The organism is Longitalea luteola (assembly GCF_017356035.1).
Lineage (GTDB): Bacteria > Bacteroidota > Bacteroidia > Chitinophagales > Chitinophagaceae > Niastella > Niastella luteola.
Genome location: NZ_JAFIQX010000001.1, coordinates 470,734 through 492,132 on the forward strand (window position 1 = coordinate 470,734; position 21,399 = coordinate 492,132).

12 protein-coding genes are annotated in these 21,399 nt (G+C 47.1%); 8 read left to right on the plus strand and 4 right to left on the minus strand.

All coding sequences use genetic code 11. From position 1 onward, the window contains the following. Positions 1-30 precede the first annotated feature (30 nt). The 8 genes from kduI to JUB15_RS01885 all read left to right on the plus strand — a co-directional run bounded on the left by kduI (position 31) and on the right by JUB15_RS01885 (position 13,030). Positions 31-861: a 5-dehydro-4-deoxy-D-glucuronate isomerase gene (gene kduI, locus JUB15_RS01850; protein WP_207510616.1), complete on the plus strand. Its 831-nt coding sequence runs from the start codon at positions 31-33 to the stop codon at positions 859-861. A 282-nt stretch (positions 862-1,143) separates the two neighbouring features. Then, positions 1,144-1,770 carry an RNA polymerase sigma factor gene (locus tag JUB15_RS01855; RefSeq protein ID WP_207510617.1) on the plus strand — a complete coding sequence of 209 codons (627 nt, stop codon included), beginning with the start codon at positions 1,144-1,146 and terminating at the stop codon, positions 1,768-1,770. Between the two features lie 65 nt (positions 1,771-1,835). Beyond that, positions 1,836-2,933, plus strand: coding sequence for a FecR family protein (locus JUB15_RS01860; RefSeq protein ID WP_207510618.1), 1,098 nt, complete (start codon positions 1,836-1,838; stop codon positions 2,931-2,933). 211 nt (positions 2,934-3,144) lie between these two features. Next, entirely contained in the window at positions 3,145-6,582 is a 3,438-nt protein-coding gene (locus JUB15_RS01865; RefSeq protein ID WP_207510619.1) for a SusC/RagA family TonB-linked outer membrane protein, read from the plus strand. A 32-nt stretch (positions 6,583-6,614) separates the two neighbouring features. Then, positions 6,615-8,147 carry a RagB/SusD family nutrient uptake outer membrane protein gene (locus JUB15_RS01870; protein ID WP_207510620.1) on the plus strand — a complete coding sequence of 511 codons (1,533 nt, stop codon included), beginning with the start codon at positions 6,615-6,617 and terminating at the stop codon, positions 8,145-8,147. Between the two features lie 380 nt (positions 8,148-8,527). Next, positions 8,528-10,006, plus strand: coding sequence for an arabinan endo-1,5-alpha-L-arabinosidase (locus tag JUB15_RS01875; protein ID WP_207510621.1), 1,479 nt, complete (start codon positions 8,528-8,530; stop codon positions 10,004-10,006). A gap of 23 nt (positions 10,007-10,029) precedes the next feature. Next, positions 10,030-12,006 carry an alpha-L-arabinofuranosidase family protein gene (locus tag JUB15_RS01880; protein ID WP_207510622.1) on the plus strand — a complete coding sequence of 659 codons (1,977 nt, stop codon included), beginning with the start codon at positions 10,030-10,032 and terminating at the stop codon, positions 12,004-12,006. Positions 12,007-12,055: 49 nt separating this feature from the next. After that, positions 12,056-13,030, plus strand: a complete 975-nt coding sequence (locus tag JUB15_RS01885; protein WP_242696160.1) for an arabinan endo-1,5-alpha-L-arabinosidase — start codon at positions 12,056-12,058, stop codon at positions 13,028-13,030. Between the two features lie 180 nt (positions 13,031-13,210). On the opposite strand, the gene JUB15_RS01890 is transcribed toward JUB15_RS01885, so the two are convergent. From JUB15_RS01890 to JUB15_RS01905, 4 genes are all read right to left on the minus strand, one after another. Continuing rightward, the gene (locus JUB15_RS01890; protein WP_207510623.1) at positions 13,211-14,662 is read right to left on the minus strand and encodes a pectate lyase family protein; all 1,452 of its coding nucleotides are present in this window, start codon (positions 14,660-14,662) and stop codon (positions 13,211-13,213) included. A 197-nt stretch (positions 14,663-14,859) separates the two neighbouring features. After that, positions 14,860-16,692 carry a RagB/SusD family nutrient uptake outer membrane protein gene (locus JUB15_RS01895; RefSeq protein ID WP_207510624.1) on the minus strand — a complete coding sequence of 611 codons (1,833 nt, stop codon included), beginning with the start codon at positions 16,690-16,692 and terminating at the stop codon, positions 14,860-14,862. A gap of 31 nt (positions 16,693-16,723) precedes the next feature. Further along, positions 16,724-19,900, minus strand: a complete 3,177-nt coding sequence (locus JUB15_RS01900; RefSeq protein ID WP_439650984.1) for a SusC/RagA family TonB-linked outer membrane protein — start codon at positions 19,898-19,900, stop codon at positions 16,724-16,726. A gap of 37 nt (positions 19,901-19,937) precedes the next feature. After that, entirely contained in the window at positions 19,938-21,383 is a 1,446-nt protein-coding gene (locus JUB15_RS01905; RefSeq protein ID WP_207510626.1) for a fasciclin domain-containing protein, read from the minus strand. Positions 21,384-21,399: the final 16 nt, after the last annotated feature.

Genomic DNA, 21,399 nt, shown 5'->3' on the forward strand with positions numbered 1-21,399 from the left:
GGGTTTAATGATAACGATAAAATTATTGATATGGATAATAGACTAGCAATAAGTCCGAACGAAGCAAAGCAAATGGATACCGCTGCTTTGCGTAAGGCTTTCCTGATAGACAAATTATTTGAAGCAGACCAGGCGCATTTTACGCTTTCGCATTACGACCGCTATATTGCCGGTGGTGTTATGCCCGTTACTAAAGCGGTAGCGCTGCCCAACCCTGAGAAACTGAAAGCGCAGTATTTTCTGGAAAGAAGAGAGATGGGCATCATTAACGTAGGTGGTAAAGGAACCATAACCGCCGACGGACAAACCTATGAACTGGATTATAAAGAAGCATTATACATTGGCAAGGGAACACAAAATGTGCAGTTCACATCTGCAGACAGCAGCAAACCTGCCAAATTCTATATCAATGCAGCGCCGGCGCATCATACCTATCCCACCAAAAAGATCTCAAAGGCAAATGCCGAAGTGGTGGAACTGGGCAGTCCGGCTACGGCCAATCACCGGGTGATCAACAAACTGATCGTAAGCAGTGTACTGGAAGTTTGCCAGCTGCAAATGGGTATGACCGAGTTGAAAAGCGGCAGTGTATGGAACACCATGCCGGCCCATACCCACGATCGCCGGATGGAAGTGTATTTCTATTTTGAAGTGCCCCAGGGCCAGAGCGTTTGTCATTTCATGGGCGAACCACAGGAAACCCGTCATATCTGGATGCAGAATGAGCAGGCGGTGATCTCTCCTAACTGGAGCATACACTCCGGCGCGGGTACATCCAACTATACCTTTATCTGGGGTATGGCTGGTGAGAACCTCGACTATGGCGATATGGATCATTGCGCGATTACAGAACTTCGCTAGTATATAAGGTGTGTCACTCCTTCAAAGTGCGGCACACCTGTTGTAATGTGCCACTCCGGCCGCCGGGGTGGCACATTTATTTGGTGTATGTCATACATTTTTCGTTCTTATTGAGGCGATTGTAAAAAGATTTTTTAAATGTGGTGAATACATTTAAATTTAATGAACGCAAAACGCGAAATGCAAAACGCGAAATGCAAAACGCTTAACGAAACAAGCGTTAAGCCTTTAGCATTCAGCGTTAAGCCTTAAGTGTTCAGCGTAAAAGATTGACTGCCATTAATGACCACAACTGCTATTCATACCGACAACCTTTGTTGGCAACGCCTGCTGCAGGGTGATAAAGAAGCTTTATACGAGCTGTACACCAGGTATTATCACACGCTATTCTTTATTGGTCTTAAAAATATTCACGACAGCGATCTCGTAAAAGACGTGATACAACAGCAATTCCTGTATCTCTGGGAAAAACGGCATACCCTGATGGAAGCCAAAAACGTTCGCAGTTACCTCATCATTTCATTCTTGAGGCGGCTTACGGGTGATTGGCTGAAAGCCCGACGCACCGTTAACCTGGAAGTGGCCTGGAGCAAAAAAGAAGAAGAAGGGTTTGAAACTTCCTGGGAGGAAACGCTTATTATAAAAGATGATAATGAGACCATCAGCAGGAACCTGATGGCCATCATCAATGCATTGCCGGCCCGGCAACGCGAGCTCATCCTGCTCAAATTCTACGAAGGCCTGAGTTACGAAGCCATTACCCAAAAAACAGGATTAACCCACCGCACGGTATATAACAAGATCCACGAAGCGCTGTATACAATAAGACACAAAATGATTCAACCGGCTGTTGTTTCTGGTATTCAATCACTTGTTCTGCTTGGCATGGCTTCCGCTTTTCATTTCTGAAAAATTATTGTAAAAAAGACGGGTAAAAGACGAACATCCGCCACTCTGCTTATAAAAGAGCGGAAATGCAACATCAGTACCGGACGGTTGACGATCTGTTAAAGGATGAATCCTTCATCAATTATTGCCTGCGGAATAATGAGCAGGATGTTCATTACTGGGAAAGTTATATAGCAGGCAATCCGGCTAAAAAAGCGCTGGTAGAAGAAGCAGTGCATGAATACCGCATGCTGTTTTCGGCGCTGGCCCAGGCAGATCTGGAGGAGCAGCTGGCAGGCCTGAAACAAAAATTAACCGGGAAGGAAGAAGCGCAGGTCATTGAACTGAGCCGCACCGGTTTCTCTCACCACCGGTTATACCGTCGATTCAGTGCTGTGGCCGTTGCTGCCCTGGCTGTGATCGCTGTGGGGCTTTACCTGTTGTGGAAAACACAACGTGCAGCTACACCCCAGACAGAGAAAGTACACTATGTATGCAAACCTGGTGAGCGTAAAAGTTTTCAATTTCCCGACGGCACCCAGGTGATCCTCAATGCAGGCAGTGAAATATACCTGAATGATTTATACGCAAAAAATACCCGCGAAGTATACCTGAAAGGGGAAGCTTTCTTTGAAGTGCAGCACAATGCAGCCGTGCCCTTTATTGTGCACACACCCACTATGGATGTAAAAGCGCTGGGTACTGCTTTCAATGTTAAATCATATAACGACGAACACAGGACGGAGGCCGTACTGGTGCGGGGACTGGTGGAAGTGACCCTGAAAAAAGATAATAACCGGAAACTGTTGTTACATCCGGATGAGAAAGTGTTGTGGACGGAGCCTGCAGCAGATGGTAAGACCACCGGTACAGCTACTACAAGCAGCAGCCTGGAGCAGGCGGTCATAAAACCGGCGAGAAAATCAGACAATGGCGAGCTGAAAGAATTGGCCTGGGTGCAGAACAGCCTTGCCTTTGAAGACGAAGCATTCGAAGAAATAACCTGGCAGTTGAACCGCTGGTACAATGTGAACATCCGGTTTGAATCGAACGATATAAAACAATACCATTTTACCGCCACCTTTAAAAAGGAGAAAATTGAACAGGTGCTGGATATCCTTAAAGCATCCAGGAAGTTCAATTACCGGTTCGAGGGTGAACGGAATATTGTGATCTATAGATGACGAAGTCTGAGGTACGAAGCATGAAGTACGAAGTAGGAAGTTAGAGGTTAAATCAGTTATGGTAATTGCCTCAATTGGTGCCGGATATCAATGTAGCCTATGTCTTAAATAAATAGGGGAATGCGGCAACATTCCCCTGCTTAAAGCCGAAACAGGTTAACGTGATAGCATTGGCCTGTTTCCATTATTCATCTTTAAACTTTCTAAAGGTATGAAAAAAAATCATCCGCCAGCGGTGGATACCTTTCTTTACACGGCATTGGCCAGAGTTGTAAGGATTATGAAACTAACGACTGCTTTACTGATCATTGGTTGCCTGCATGTATCGGCCAAAGGACTTTCACAGGAAGAGAAAGTTACCTTAACGCTGACGAATGCATCGATCCCGCAATTGTTTAAGAGCATTGAAAAATTAACCGGGTACCGGTTCGCCTACAGCAACGATATTCTGCCGCGTGATTTCCTGGTGACCATTTCAGTAAAAGAAACACCTGTTTCTTCCGTGTTAAGAACAGCGCTGTTGGAAACAGGGCTGAAATTTAAGCTGATCGATAATGAAGTGATCATCATCTCAAAAGATCTCAATGGAGCCGCGGCCATCACCATCAGCGGCACGGTCACTAATGAAGCAGGCACGCCACTGCCCGGCGTTTCTGTATATGTAAAAGGGTTGGCTTCCGTTGGTACCGTTACAAATGAAAAAGGCTTTTTTAAGCTGGACGTGCCGCAGGAAGCATCCGTCCTGGTTTTTTCCTCTATCGATATGCAAACCACGGAACTGCCCATCAGCGGCAGTTCGGAGATCAATGTGGTAATGAAAAGAAATATAACCGAGCAGGAAGAAGTGGTGATCATTGGTTATGGAACGCAACGCAAAAAAGACCTTACCGGTTCTATCAGTACGGTGGATCCGAAAGTGTTGAACAAGATCGCCAGCAATGATGTGCTGAAAGCCATGCAGGGACAGGTAGCAGGTGTAAGCGTTACCAGCGGCGGACAACCGGGTGCTGCACCTGCCATCAAGATCCGTGGTATCGGAAATTTCTCCAACAACAATCCATTGTACATCATCGACGGTGTGCAGGCCCCTGTGAATGACCTGGTGATCGCTGATGTAGAGACCATACAGGTGTTGAAAGATGGCTCGGCTGCTGCTATCTATGGTTCCCGCGCTGCCAACGGGGTCATTATCATCACTACGAAACGCGGCAAAAGCGGCAAATTCAAACTCGATTATAATGGCTATTATGGCGTACAGAATATTGTAAAAAGATATGACGTGGCCAACACGCAGCAATATCAGCAACTGGTAAACGAAGCCAGCGCCAATGCCGATCCGGTACAGTTGGTAAAACCTGCCAACGATCCCGGCTCGAGCCTGTATGTAAAAGACATCAATACCGATTGGCAGGAAGAAGCGTTTAAGACCGGTAACATCCAGGAACATACCGTAGGTATTTCCGGTGGAACCGATGCAGCCAAATATTATGTATCCATCAATTATTTCGATCATACCGGTACAGTAGCCGGCAAAGGACCAGCTTACAACCGCTATTCATTTCGTATCAATACCGATTTTAAACAGGGGCGCTTCCGGTTTGGCGAGTCGTTCAGTTATGCAAAGATCAATCAGCGCTTCATGACCTTTTTGCATGACGGTAATATCCTGGGTTATATTGTAAATGCCATACCCACCTTACCAGTGTATGATTCAACGACCCGCGATGGTTTCAGCAGTGCCAGTCAAACCATCCATGGTTCATACACGGCCAATGCCATCGGTTTCAACAATGTGCTCGATAGTAGAACGGAGCGGTTCCGATTCATTGGAAATGCATATGGTGAGTATGAGATCATTAAGGGACTAAAATATAAATTAAGCCTCGGTTATGAAAGAACTGACTGGCGCGATTTCTATTTTGTGCCGGTACATGACCTGGGCTGGTTTTATGTAAATAATATTGCCAAGCTGAATGACTGGCGTGGCTCCGGCAATACAGGTACCATTGAGAATACGCTGACATACGACAAAGTGGTTGGCCGGCATTCTCTGAATGCGCTGGTGGGGCAATCGACACTCGAAAGCAATCTGTCGCGCAGTTTTGCCCATGCAGAAGGATTTACCCAACCGTATTTACCGGTATTAAGCAATGGTACCTCTGGCATCACCGCTACGGGAGATCTGTTTAAAAGCCGGCTTTCTTCTTATTTCGGCCGGGTGAATTATATTTATGACGACCGGTATTTGTTAACAGCTACTATCCGCCGTGATGGTTCATCGAGATTTGCACCGCAAAACCGCTGGGGAAATTTTCCATCGCTGGCATTGGGATGGAAACTGCACAATGAACAATGGTTTCAAAAGCTGTTACCTGCTTATGTAAATCAGCTGAAGTTGCGCGCCTCTTATGGTGAACTGGGTAACCAGGAGATCGGCGATTATCAATACCAGGCCTTTATTAACTCTTATGCGCATGCGGTCTTTGGCAATCAGCTGGCACTCGGTGCTACCCAAACCACTTTTGCGGTGCCCGATATAAAATGGGAAACAATGATCAGCCGGAATATCGGTATCGATGTAGAGCTCTTTAAAAAACTGACGTTCTCCGCTGAATATTTTCATAACACGGGTAAAGACATTTTATTGCGCGTGCAGATCCCCGGTTCAACAGGCGTGTATCCCGGCGAATCACCGGTGGTGAACGGCGCATCTATCCAAAACTCCGGCTTTGAGTTCCAGTTAGGTTATGCTGATAAAAAAGGCAGTTTCTCCTATAATATCAACGCCAATGTTTCCACCCTGCGCAATGAAGTATTGTCATTGGGATATGGTGACAATCCGATTTATGGGTATGGCAATTTGACCAAAACAGAAGTTGGCCGCGAAGTAGGGGAGTTGTATGGCTGGGTGATCGATGGCATTTTCCAGAACCAGGCAGAAATAGATGCGCTTAATGCAAAGAGCCCTATTAAACGGTACCAGGAAGAATTGACCCGTCCGGGCGACTACCGCTTTAGAGACCTCAATGGCCGCGATGCGAATGGAAAACTTACCGGTGCACCTGATGGAAAGATCGACGATGATGACCGCACTTACCTGGGCAGTGCCATTCCCGATCTGTATTATGGTTTAAACGCTTCCGTTTCTTATAAACAGTTCGATCTGTCGGTAGTGGCTTCAGGTGTGTCAGGAAACAAGATCTTTAACAGCATTCGCGCCGGTATTGAAAGCGGAGCAGGTTGGGATAATTATGGTACGAAGCTGCTCAACCGCTGGACGCCCACCAACACGAATACCGATGTGCCCCGCGTGGTGATGTTCGACCCTAATAAGAACGCGCGTAATTCGGCCCGTTGGCTCGAGAATGGCAGCTTCTTCCGCATTACTACTTTACAGGTGGGTTATACCTTGCCGCAACAGATCCTGCAAAGAGCACACCTGTCAAATCTCAGAATATACATCACCGCACAGAACCTGGTCACATTTACAAAATACACGGGTTTTGATCCAGACTTTGCCAATAACAATGGCTTGTTCGACCGGGCAATAGACAATGGATCGTATCCCAACCGCCCATTTACGGCCAATGAAGCAGGTGGATTGCCGAATCCCCGCTCCTTTCTGTTCGGATTGCAACTCGGATTATAAGCCTCAAGGGAGTAACAACAAAACTGTAAACAATGAACATTAAACGAATCATATTAACTGCTGCCATTGCTGTTTCGGGTATTTCCTGTGGAAAAGATTATCTGGATCTTACCAATCCCAATCAGCAGACAACCGCTACCTTCTGGAAAAATGAGAACGATGCGGTAATGGCGGTAAATGCCGTTTACCAATCATTATACTATGACGGTACTTTTATGCGCTTTGCCCAATGCGCCCTCGATCTGCGTGGAGATGATATGATGAGCCCAAGCCCCTGGGATGTATTATCAAATACCGGCTCTTTTAAATTGTTCAATAATTCCATCATGCAGCAATGGTTATGGATCGCTTTTTATGGGGGTGTCACCCGTGCCAATTTCGTGCTGGATAACATCGACAAAGTTCCTTTCAGAGATCAGAACCTCTATAACCGCCTGAAAGGCGAAGCGCTGTTCCTGCGCGGCCTCAATTATTATTACCTGGTCACCTTTTTCAATAATATTCCGCTGGTGACCAAGTTCTATGAAAATTCATCGGAATACTTTCCGGGGCAGGTATCCCCGGAGGATGTATGGAACCAGGTATACCAGGATTTTGACGAAGCATCCAAACTGTTACCGGTTTCATATACGGGCGCCGATCTGGGGAGAGCCACCAGGGGTGCCGCACTGGCTTTTCTGGGGAAGAGTTATTTATTCAATAAACAATACGACCTCGCTGCTGCGAAATTTAAAGCAGTCATGGATCTGGGTGTTTATGATCTTATGGCCAACTACGGCGATAATTTTACCGAAGCTTTTGAGAACAACAAGGAATCCGTTTTTGAGATCCAATTCAGCCGCGAGGTAGGCGGCACTACATTAGGTTGGATCAGTTCACCAGGCTCTGACTGGAGCAAAACAACTGCCCGTGCCATTACCTTTGCCCCGGCGCCTTTTGGCTGGAATGACGCCGCTCCCACCCAATGGATCGTGGATGAATTCAAAAAAGAAAAGACAATAAGTGGTGAAGACGATCCGCGCCTGCGCGCCACCATTTATTACAATTATCCTGGTTGTAATTTATACGGACAATCCTTTCAAACCGTATATGCTGCTGACCTCAATAAGCTGGGTGTAAAGAAATATGGCAATGGCGATAAGAATATACCCGACGAGAAAGACTGGCGTTCGGGGATCAATGAACGGTTGATGCGTTATTCCGATGTGCTGATGATGTATGCCGAATGCCAGAATGAGCTCGACAACCGGGTCGAGTGCGCCAAACAAATTCAACGCGTACGCAACCGCGCCAACCTGCCCAATCGGGAAGGGGAATTCGCAGCTTTGTCAAAAGAGCTGATGCGTGAACGCATTGCCCATGAGCGGGCGCTGGAATTTGCCCTTGAAGGACACCGTTTTGATGACATTCGCCGCTGGGGCTGGTTACAGAACCCTACCAAACTAGCCGAGCTAAAATCCCATGATCCCGAGTTCAACAGTTATGTAAGCGGCCGCGAGTTCTTCTCCATTCCACAGGCAGAAATGGATGTGAACAAGAACCTGAAACAGAATGCCGGATATTAAAATAAAGAACCAAGAACCAAATACCAGGAACCAAAAACAAATCACAAGAACAAGCACCAGGAAGCAAAACAAATTCCAGGAACCAAATCACAAGAACCCAAAAATAAATGCAAAAGCCCAATCCTACGAACTATGTCAATTTGAGATTTTCTTTGGTCTTGATTTTTGAGATTTGAGATTTCTTTGGTTCTTGCGATTTGTGATTTGAAATTTCTTTGGTTCTTGCGATTTGTGATTTCAGATTTCTTTGGTTCTTGTGATTTGTAATTTGAGATTTCTTTGGTTCTTCCGATTTGTAATTTGAGGTTTCTTTGGTTCTTGAGATTTGTGATTTGAGATTTTTTCTTTGGTTCTTGCAATTTGTAATTTGAGATTTCTTTATGTACAGATATTACATACGATGGCTGTTTGCGGTAGTACTGATCGGTGTCGCTGGTTGTCAGAAAAAGAAAGAGGATACGCCAGCAGAACCAACGGCGCCGCCGCCAGGGCCAGCTTTTGATATAAATTCGATTTCAGATACCTACGCAGCCATAGCGCCCTTTACCTACTATGCCCAGTGGGGGCCTTATAATGTACATGATCCATCTATCCTGAAAAACGGTGACTATTATTTTTGTTACAGTACCGATGCTGCCTATGGTACTACCGTGAAACCGGGTATCCAGGTAAGAAGATCAAAGGATCTCATCCAATGGCAATTCGTCGGCTGGGCTTTTAATGGGTTGCCCGCCATGGGATCGAATTATATCACCCAGGCCGGTGGTACGCCGTTCCAGTCGTTATGGGCGCCGTACATTATGAAGGTGAACAACCAGTACCGCCTGTATTACTCATTGTCATCACCCACGTTGCGGTTAAGTGTGATCGGACTGGCCACAGCCACGGCACCGGAAGGTCCGTGGACGGAGCAGGGACTGGTGGTCACTTCCAGGAATGATTTCCCGGTGGTGCAAACCAATGCCATCGATCCAACGGTAGTGGTTACCCCAAATGGCGAGCATTGGATGTATTATGGCTCGGCCTTTGATGGCATTTATGTGCTGAAGCTGAACGCAGCCACCGGTCTGGCGGCCACCAATGGTGATAAGGGAAAACGGATCGCTCAACGTGGTTTTACCGGCGGTGTAGTTAACGGAAATATCGAAGGGCCGGAGGTCATTTATAACAGTACATTAGACAAATATTATTTGTTTATTGCCTACGACTGGCTGGAAACAAAATACAACGTACGCGTGGGACGATCGGCTTCACCACAGGGACCCTTCCTTGATTTCAATGGAAAGGATATGAATAATGAAGAGGATAATATTCCCATGATCCTGGCGCCATACCAGTTCCAGGGCCATGGAGGCTGGCAGGGCGTTTCCCATTGTTCGGTTTTTGAGAATAGCGGTCAGTATTACATGGCACACCAGGGCAGGCCAGCTGTTGACAAATACTTTATGGACCTGCATGTGCGCAAGATCTTTTGGACAACGGACGGCTGGCCGGTGGTTTCTCCAGAGCGTTATGCCAATACTACCCAGGGCTCCATTACGCAGGCAGACTTAGTGGGCGAATGGGAGCAGATCGTGCTGGGCTACAAAGTGGTTCCCGGCTATTCAGCAGAACAGGTGGATGCCAATCTGCAGGTGGCTGCCACCATTAGCCTGAATGCAGACGGAAAGATCAACGGAGCTGCTGCCAATTCCTGGACCTATGCAGCACCCTGGCTGCAATTAAAATGGAACAACGGAACTTACACCGATAACGTGTATGTTTCCCGGGAACGTGATTGGGAGAATAAGAAAAGTGCTACATTGGTGTTTACCGGCCTTAATAACGCGGGTACCGCGGTTTGGGGAAAAAAGAAATAGTTAATAACCAAGAATTAAATAGAATGATAAAACGATCAATGCTTGTATTATTGACAATTGCAGTGCTAAACATGTGCGCCTTTTCGCAACAAAACCATACCCTGGTGGTGAAAGCTGCACAACCAACGGCCACCATTCAGCCAACCATGTGGGGCGTATTTTTCGAAGATATCAACCTGGGCGCTGATGGTGGTATTTACGCAGAACTGGTGAAGAACCGGTCATTTGAGTTCTTTAAACCATTAATGGGCTGGACGGTGAACCGCAAAAAACTGGTGGAAGGCGAATTGCTGGTCATCAACCGCACCGATGAAAATACCCGTAATCCCCGCTTCCTGCGCGTTACCCTGAATAATGCCGGCAAAGGCGATCTGGGCCTTACCAATGAAGGTTTCCGCGGCATGGGTATTAAAAAAGGCGTACGGTATGATTTTTCTGTCATGTACCGTCAGCCTAAGGCACAAACGAAGCTGCATATAGAACTTATAGATACCTTAAAACAGGTTATTGGCGACACGGTGTTGTCGTTGACCGAAGCAGGCGACAACTGGCATAAAGCAGCCGTAAGTTTCCATGCGAATGAAACCGTACTGAAAGGCAAAATGAACATCTGGTTCGAAGGCAATGGTACGATAGACCTGGATATGATCTCCCTGTTTCCCGGTGACACCTGGAAGAACCGCCCGGGCGGCATGCGCGCCGATATGATCCAATTACTGGCAGATATGAAACCCGGCTTTATTCGTTTTCCCGGTGGTTGTATCGTGGAAGGTTTCGATCTTTCCAACCGGTACCGCTGGAAGAATACCATTGGTCCCATAGAAGAAAGGCAGTTGATGATCAACCGCTGGAATATTGAATTCCCCCACCGGTCAACGCCCGATTACTTTCAAACCTTTGGTCTTGGTTTCTTCGAGTACTTTCAATTGGCAGAAGACATTGGTGCAGAACCGCTGCCCATCCTGAACTGCGGCATGGCCTGCCAGTTCAATTCAGCAGAAGTAGTTCCCATGCAGGCGCTTGATCCTTATATCCAGGATGCGCTCGATCTTATTGAATTTGCCAACGGTGATGTGAACACTAAATGGGGCAAGGTAAGGGCCGACATGGGTCATCCTGCTCCGTTCAGGCTGAAGATGATGGGCATAGGCAATGAGAACTGGGGACCGCAATATATTGAGCGATTGAAAGCATTCCAGGCAGCCATTAAGGCAAAATATCCTGACATGAAGCTGATCTGCAGCTCAGGCACCGATCCCAATGGCGAGCGGTTCGATTACCTGAATGGCGAGCTGCGTAAAATGAATGCCGATTTCATAGATGAGCACTATTACCGCAAGCCGGAGTTCTTCCTGCAGAATGCGAGAAGGTACGATAATTATCCGCGTACCGGCTCCAAAATATTCGGTGGCGAATATGCATCGCATGTTGACAAAACAGTTGGCAACAACCGGAATACCTGGCTGGCTGCGCTTTCGGAAGCCGCTTTTATGACCGGCCTCGAACGCAACGCCGATGTAGTGCAAATGGCATCCTATGCACCCCTGTTTGCCCATGTGGACGGCTGGCAATGGGCGCCCGATCTCATTTGGGTGAACAACCTGCAATCGTATGGAACGCCTGATTACCATGTACAAAAACTGTTCTCCCTGAACAAAGGTTCCAAAGTAGTACCCATTACCCTGAACAATGATGTAGTTGCCGGGCAGGACAGTCTCTATGCTTCGGCCTGTATCGATACGGCTACCAAAGAACTGATCATTAAAGTGGTAAATGCCTCTGACAAACCACAGATCAACACCCTGCAGGTGGATGGCGTTAAAAAGATCGCCGCCAAAGGGAAACTGATCGTGATGCAGTCCGAGCTCACCGCTTTGAATTCATTCGACAATCCAACCAATGTAGCACCTGTTGAATCCACCATTAATACAAAAGCTAAAAAAATAGTATTGAACAGTTCACCGTATTCATTCAGTGTGCTGCGGGTAAAGTTGGAATGACATTTTAATAACCATTCATAACTACAGACATTACATCACCTGATACCGAATGAAAAATATTATTAGGTTCGTCTTAATGGCATTCCCGGCCATTGTGATGGCACAAACAAACCGCATCCAGGCACATGATCCCGTTATGATAAAACAGGACAGTATGTATTACCTGTTTTGCACCGGTATGGGCATCAGCATGTGGTCGTCTGTTAACCGGGTTGACTGGAAAAAAGAGCAACCTGTATTTGCCGGCATTTCCAATTGGGTATTACAGGAGCTTCCAACGTTTAAAGGCCATACCTGGGCGCCAGATATCAGTTATTATAACGGTTTGTATTACCTGTATTATTCTGTTTCTGCTTTTGGTAAGAACACCTCCTGCATAGGTGTAGCTACCAATAAGACCCTGCATCCTTCTTCGCGGGATTACCATTGGCAGGATCATGGTAAACTGATCCAATCGGTTCCTAACCGGGATGACTGGAATGCGATTGATCCGAATCTTTTTATTGATGAGAACAACACGCCCTGGTTAACCTTTGGCTCTTTCTGGAATGGCATCAAGCTGGTGAAACTGGATAGTGACCTGGTATCGCTGGCAAAACCGGAAGAGTGGTACAACCTCGCCAGCCGCAAAAGAGATGCAACACTGCCCGACAGTTTGCCTGGTAATTCCGCCATTGAAGCGCCCTTTCTCTTTAAGAAAGGAAAATATTATTACCTGTTTGTATCAACCGATTTTTGCTGCCGCGGCTTGAAGAGTAATTATAAAGTAATGGTTGGCAGAAGCGAAAAGCTGGCTGGCCCTTACGTAGATAAGCAGCATATTCCCATGATGCAGGGTGGAGGTTCCCTCGTGATAGCCGGTGATAGCACCAACTGGGCGGCGGTAGGACATAATTCGGTATACAGCTTTGATGGTAAGGATTATATCGTGTGCCATGGCTATGATGCGAAGGACAATGGGAAACCAAAGCTCATCATTAGGGAACTGCGTTGGGATAGCGCCGGATGGCCGCTAGTTGAATAGATTTTCGATTTCGGGATTTTGAGATTTCGAGATTTCTTATTTCGGGATTTGGGGATTTTGAGATTTCGGGATCTTGAGATTTCGGGATTTCGAGATTTATCAGGTGGTTTAAATTTTGAACAAATCACAAAACCTGCCTGCCGGCAGGCAGGTCTCGAAATCTCGAAATCAGAAATGGTTTTACTTAGCGGCGCCCGGCAACGTTTTATGCGATTGCACAAATAACCCAGACGCAGCTACCAGCGAATTCACATACACTTCAACATTCAGGTAGCCGGGATTCGTGGTACTATAAGCGGTAGCGTCCGCTTTATTGTTCTTGTTCAGTCCATGCGCGGTTTCCCAGTTGTCCGGCATGCCATCGGCATCTGAATCCAGCGGAGCGGTTCCTCCATTTACCCGGCCGATGCCGCCATTGATCAATGGCAGATCGGTTTCGCGGTAAACATACCGGCCCTGTGTACCACGTGAATTTACTTCTGCAACGATCAGTGAATCTACCTGGTCGCGGCGCGGATAAGTGGCGCCTGCATTGTTGATGATGTATGTATATGCCTGGGCGGCGGTCATGGAAGGATTGGCTGCCGGATAGGCGTACCGTGTGCTTTTAAAGTTGGCGGCGTCGAGCCCCGGGTAGCCGCTGCTGTTATAAGGAACCAGTGTACCGTCGAGCGTGCCATTTTTGTTATTGTCAAAATAATTTCCCGAACCGAATAAATGGAAGGTGCCAGTGCCTCTTGAAAATGGAGTAGCAGCGGAAGGAGGCGTTAGCGGTCCGCCTACAAAATAGTTATTGATGATGTTCACCTCCGATACCCCGGATGATCCGCCCATGATATAGGCATCGCCTTCCCAGCCATAATTCATTTGATCGCCGAGCCGGTTGCCATTGCCCCAGTTATATACCACATTATTTACGAATTCATTCTTGCCTTTTACTTTAGGATTGCGGGTCTTGTTGCTGATGTAAAGATCTTTTATCAGGCTTACCCTGCCGCCATCGGGCGTTTGAATAAGACCGCCGCAGGAATGGTTCTCGCGGTGCAGGCCCTGGCCCAGGATGGAGTTCTGAATAGTAATGTTGTCGGGCGAGGTGTTTTTGCTGTCCCAGTTAATAGAGAACACTTCGTCCATACCCCAGGTGAACGACATATGATCGAAGATCATATTGGCGCCATTGGCAATGCCCGATGCATCTTTACCTGAATTATTGGTAGCGCCTAACCGGATGCGCAGGTACCGGCAGATCGTGTTGTTGCTATTGGTAAAGGTTACCCGCTTGCCAAACAACACAATGCCGTCACCGGGAGCCGTTTGCCCGGCAATAGTGGTATTGGAAGCTACAACAACATCAGTAGATAACCGGATTATGCCGCCTACCGCAAATACCACCACGCGGCCGGATACGCTAACGGCATCGCGGAACGAACCCGCGCCGGCATCATTGAGATTGGTAACCACATATACCTGCGGGCTTGAAACGCCTCGGGCGCCGGATGCAAAGCGGCCGAAACCTTCAGCGCCGGGGAAAGCAAGTGTTTGAGCATTTGGCTCATAAGCGGATAGTATAAGTAATAGCAGGGAAATTGTACACGAATGGCCTCGTGTAATGGCAGCAATTGTTTTTTTCATATAACAGGTTTAATTGATAACATTGGTCGTCAGGGCCCGGATCGTAGCATAGGCATAAGATAATAAAAAAACGGGTACGGATGCTGAAACTGACTAAAAACACTAACGGCTGAATGCGAAGGCCGAATGCCTGGTCGTATGCTGCATTTCATTATCTCATTATCACATTATCAAATTATCAAATTATCACATTGTTCTTATTGCCATTTGAATGGTAAGAACCAATTGTCCTTATCCGACAAACGGCCACGGATAACTGCAGCGAGTCCAAGATTGCCGGCCTTTTCAAATTTGGCTGCTATTTTATTTGCCAGGTAACCGGGATCGTTTTTTCGCAGGGCCACCCGAACCAGGTCGGGCCAGCGATTGCCTTCATAAGCCAGTTCCAGTGCATTTTCATCGATGATCATATCTTCTATGAACTGCTGAAAACCCAGACTATCTGAATATGGTTTTATAAAGCCATTGGCGCTCATGTCAAAATACCTGGCCGAATCAACCTTCACCGAACGCAGGGCTGCACGTCCCCTGATGCCCTGGTTGCGATACCAGTTGTTACGATAGGCGGGTGCATCTCCTTCACGGGCATCGAAATCATACGGATAGGGAAGAAACGTTTGTTGCCATTTGGTTACATCCCTTGTTCTGGCGGCGCCGGGTAAAGTATCATAGGTTTCTTTGATGCCGCGGTTTACCAATGCGTATGCTACTTTCATTTTACCGGCCCTGTTGGCGGCTTCTGCATAATGTAAATGCAGGGTGGCGGCACGGGTCAGGAACCATTTCCCGGTTTTGTTGAACAGGTTTACCGGTAAATTATCAGAGCCAAGGTAGTTATACAGGTATTTCATGATCACCGGCTGACCGTTTATCGTTCTGTAGGTAAAAACACTTCTTGAGTCGAATGGGAAATTATCTCTCAGTACCGCTGCGGCGGTATTCGTTCCGGAAGCATAGGTGAACACCTGCGTTTGTGAATTCCAATTTTCAATGGCTGCCTGTGAAGGTTTTACCAGGTAACTGCCGCCGCTGGGTGAGAAAAGATCGATCAGCGGATTTTGGGGTTCAAAATTCTTATCGAAGGGTAATACCCAGATCCACTCATAGTTGAACTCATTGTCCTGCCCGCGCTCAAACAGATAACGCCAGCCTGGCGTATACACCAGGGAGCTGAAGTCCTGGGCCCTTGAATAACTTATGGAAGAATTGGCGAAGCTGGAAATACGGTATTGGTTATAAAATGTTTCACCCAAACCAGAAGGACCGTTGATCTCCATTACTCTTTTATACCGGTCTGCTGCTTTATCATATTGTCCATCCCACAGGTACAGATCGCCCAGCAAAATATTCTTGTTGATGAAGAAACGGGAAGTACTATAACCGTCAACAGTGGTGAGTAAGGTAGTACCTGTTGGGTAATCTTCGGTAAAAGGCAAACGCTCGGTAAAGGAAACCAGAGAGTCGATCAGCGCCTCCAGTTTTACCATGGGAAATTTAGAGATGTCATGCAGGTCCGATGCCTGTTCCAATGGTGAAGTGATATAGGGGATCTCACCAAAATGAATGCCCAGCTGCAGATATACCCATGAGCGGATAGCGGCTACATCGGAATATCGCTGGTTGTATTCAATTTCTTTCAGTTTGTTTTCCCGGATCATGATATCGAAATTTGCCAGCACATCGTTACAGTTCACAATAACATCGTAAAACGGGCGGGGGTCTGCATACGGATTGCCTGCTTTAACCGAATGGGTATTCAATTGCTGCAGGTTTTCATCTGCATTCAGGGTAACATCCATGAGGTCGCCTCTTAACTCATTCAGCAGGATATAAGGTTTTGCCAGTTGCATCAGCTTGCCATATATGCCAATGACGGCAGCATCGGCATCAAATACATTACGGTACATCTGTGTTTTATCAACCGCATTCTCCGGTTCTACATCAAAGATCTTTTTGCAGGAAGCTAAGGCTGTTACACAGGCCACAGTTATAAGCAGTATTGAATAGTACTTTATTCTTGAAGGTCTCATAAGTTTCTCAATGACTTTTTAATAATTGTAATTACAAACCGATCCTTGCTCCCAACAGGATGGACCTGAATTGCGGCTCCAGGGTGTTATCTATGCCCATACCAAAAACACTTTCAGTGGCGCTGAATTCAGGATCGTATCCTTTGTACTTTGTCAATGTAACCAGGTTATTACCGGTGAGGTACACGGTTGCATATTTGAAAAATCCAGGCTTGAAAGGAATATTATACGTAACCGAAACGCTTCTCAACCGCATGTAAGACCCGTCTTCTATCCAGCGGTTGGAGAACCGGCTGTTGCCCATGGGATCGCCCCAGGTAGCTTTCGGCATCGCTGTTTCATGCCCGTTGGTGCGCCAGCGGTTGCGTACAGCCAGTGTCTGGTTATTGGTGCCGGAAGCGGATTCCAGCTGGTTACGGGTATAATTGTAAATGTCATTGCCTTTTACAAATGTCACCAGTACATCCAGCTCAAAGCCTTTATAACGGAATTTATTATTGAAAGCGCCGGTGAGGTCTGGGTTGGGATTGCCGATTACCTGGCGGTCATTTTCATCGATGATGTTATCATTGTTCAGGTCGGTAAAATGAATATCGCCTCCAGTGAAAGGCACCAGGCTGCCGTCTGCTTTTTTAACGGATAAACCAGCCAGGGCCGCATCCCCATCGGTGGTATACACACCATTGGATTCGTAGCCGTAGAATAGATTGGGTGCTCTACCTGCTTCCGTAATATAAGAAGCGCCGGCAAAGGATGAGATAATATTGTCTACCGGCAGTTTATCAATCGTTGAACGGTATTTGCTGATGTTCATATCAACATCCCAGCTAAAAGCGGCGCCGTTCACGATGCGGGCTGCCAGTGATGCTTCAATACCTTTGGTGGTCATGCCACCGGTGTTGGTGATAGCATAGCTAAAACCGGAAACAGGCGCCGGTTCGTATACGATCATCTTATCGGTTTTGCGCTGATATACATCTACACTGAGACTGATGCGTTCATTTAAAAGAGCGGCATCGATGCCTGCATTCAGCAGGGTAGCTGCTTCCCACTGCAGCTGGTTATTGCCGGGACCGCCGCGTGTCAATCCCTGCATGCCCAGCAGGTTTTGGGAAATATAATATTGACGGGCGGTGAAATCGCCTATATCATCATTGCCCGACAGGCCAATGGAGGCCCTTAGCTTCAACAGATCGATAAGATCAGTTTTCAAAAAGTTTTCGGAGGAGATCAGCCAGGCAGCTGCCAATGATGGCAATACGGCAAATTTATTTCCGCCTAGTCCCAGGGCGCCGGGAATATTTTTTCCAAAGCGCGATGAACCGTCCATGGCCACATTCAGGGAAACAAAGTATTTGCCGGCATAATTATAGTCTGTATTGAAATAAGTGCTTAGCCAGTGTGATCTGCCCATACTGCCGCCGACCCTGCGCAAAGCATTGGAACCAAAACCTACACTTACCAGTTCATCAATGGCTGCATTGAATCCACGGCCTATATCCTGTTCGGTTTTGTTTGAAAGGTAGCGGATGCCCAGCCGTGCGGTGAGCTCGTGTAAATGGTGAAGCGTTTGATTATAGGTAAGTCGCGTATCGTTATACAGTGAGAATAGAGTTTTTACCTGTGAGCCCGACCTGTTGAAGGCGATCTCGTTGCTTAACGTATCCGGCGTTACCCCTTTACGTGGAATAAAAAAGTTTTCCCGTACTTTATCACTGGTCACTGCCACCGTGCTGGATAAGGCGAGTGACCGGCCGAGCTCATAGTTAAATGCCACAGATCCCAGGAATCGGTAGCTTTTGTTGGAACCCAATGCCACATCGGTGATAGAAACCGGGTTGGTGAGGTTAAAGGTATCGCGGTCGGCCAGCAGGGGCGATTCAATGCCTTTATCAGACAACTCCCGGTAATGCAGCAACGGTGATTTGATCAGGGCCAGAAAAACAGGATTGGTTTTATAAGCCCTGCCCTGGTCCCTGAGTTCCTGCTCATTGAAGGTAAAGCTGAGGTTCGTGGTGGCGGTCATTCGTTTGCCCAGGTTGAGGTCGCCATTGAAACGCATATTGTAGCGGGTAAGACCCGTGTTCTTTATAACTGCGCCATTACTCATATAACCCAAGGAGAGGCCGTATTTGGCAATATTATCACCCCCTGTCACTTTCAGGTATACATTGCGCGTAGTGCTTCTGTCGTATACCAGGTTTTGCCAGTTGGTATTGTTATGGTATTGATGATACGATGAGTTCGAAGGATCATCATTCATATAGGGCAGGTCCTGGATGGCTGCATCGGACATGCCTTTTGATTTCAGGATATCTGCCAGGTATACTCGGTGATCGGCCGCTTCCATTACCGGCAGGTTGGTGGGTGTGAAATTGATACCTGCATAGGAGGCGAAATCTATTTTCGTTTGGAGTTCATGGGCACGCGCGGTGGTAATGATAATTACGCCATTAGCGCCTTTAGTACCATAGATGGAGGAGCCGTCTTTTAACACGGTGATGTTGTCAATATCCTTTACATCAATGGTCGATAATGGATCGGTATAATGGTTATTGATAATGGAGCCGCCATAGTCGTTGTTGTCGAAAAGCACACCATCTACCACGATCAGCGGTGCATTGGTAGCGTATAAGGAAGATGGGCCGCGCAACAGCAGGGATGCGCCCTTATTGGGTGTGCCTGAACGCCGGGTTACCATCAGGCCGGCCGCTTTACCCTGCAACCAGGTAGCCGGTGTTTCTGCCACGCGGTTCCAGGTACCGTTTGTTTGCAGCGAGGTAGTAGCATAAGGCGTATGGCTCTTCATGCGTTGATCGAACGGCAACTGCGCTGCATCGAAATAGGAGTTGTAAGGATTGGGATACAAAGCCGCCGTTATCTGCTGCCGGCCCTGCAGCGCTATTTCTTTTGTTTGATAATCGTCGCTGTGCAGGGTTACCGAAACATATTTCGATGGAACGTCGATGGTAAATGCGCCGGTGCTGTCGGTAATGGCAGCCGAATATTTTTTGTAAGTGACACGGATGCCACGCAGTGGTTTTTTCGTAACCGCATCTGTAACCAAACCGGTTACGGAGATGGCGCCGGGCCGTTTTTTCTGAATGACAATAATGCTATCTACCTGTTGAGGCTGGTCCTGGGCCGCTGCATACATACCCGCCATAAGCGGCAGGAGTAATACAGTAAATTTTTTCAATAGCTGCATGTTTTGGTCGTATATAGTTACGGTGATCTGATGTTGTTTAAGGAACAGGAACAAAACGCAGGTAATCCAGCACCAGGGGGTTGGTTCCTGAAGCGGTTAGCTGCACTTCAATAGTGCCATAACCGGGAGCGGTAAATTCGCCCAACAGTTTTTCGTTAAAGGCGCCTGCAGCAGTACTTAACGGTACTGCATGGGCCAGGGTGGCCAGCGTGGTATAAGTACCCTCATTAAGCGATTTCACTACAATGTTCTGGTTGAATGTACCTGCTTGAAAATCGTTCACCCCAAGGGCATATACCTGGTATTTCATAGAGGGAGAATTGTTCAGTCTGTAAAAAGCGTAATAAGCCGAAACACCATGACCCGTGATCATAAGATCAGCATAGGTTCTTTTGTTAATGGTGTCGTACCGGATCCGCTTGTTGGTATTGCCGGTTTTGTCGGAGTGGTAACCTGATGGAAACTCGCCCTCAATGATCCGCTGGCGGAACTTGTCTACTGTAAGCACATTTATATTGCTCATTACATAGGCAATGCCGTTACTGAGCTTTTTAGTGGAAATAATATTGGAGGCGTTCAGCGGCACCGGCGTGCCGTTCCTCGATAACAGGGATGCCGGTAATGCATTCGGCTGGTACAGGCCTTCCACCACCAGGTCTTTTACCAGATGCAATTTGCTCAATGAGTCGGTAACAGCAGCTGCAGGATGTTTAAAGTAGGGCTTCAGGGAATCGGCTTCCACATTAAAATTGTCGTCGGTGATCACAAAATACGTGTACAGCTTATCCTCTTTTTTTACATCATAAGCTATTTCATTAAAGGCGTTGCGGTTAATATAACCGGTGCCGGGCCGGTAAATAGGATCGCCGGTAATGGGATTTACACTGTCGATGACAGCCTGTGACAGATCGCGCTCCACACGGTTGGTAGATACGATATATGCATGCTGCTGATAGGTGGTGGTAGTGCTATTGATATATTCCCAGATACTTTGCAATGCAGGCACAGGCTTATCGATAATATGCAATACACCATTGCTTACAAAGCGATCGGCAGCCGTGATAGTGGCTTCATCGAATGTATTTTTTTCAAATCCATTGTACTTTCCGCTCAGTACCGGTATTCGGGTGCCGGTGACGGCTTCCCGGGTAAAATATGCCTGACTGGCAATATGGTTCTTTACAAAGGTGGTGAGCCGGCTAATATCATTTACAATGGCAGGATCGAGGTTTTGCAGTGCCGTGTTGGTGGGCGCCCATACCGTATAGTTCTTTGATGACCGCAACAGGGTATCGAGGCCGGTTTTGGTAATGAGCTCCCTGAACGTGCTCAGGTTGTCGTCTGCATCGATGGCGTGCTGCAGGTTGAGCGACAGATCCTGGTTGTTTATTTGGTTGTGATCGTCCCATTTTTTGCAGGCTGACATGCTGAAGCAGGCTGTAAAAAGAAAGATCGTTATGAGTTGTTTATAGCTTGAATACATTACGTGTTGATTTGTA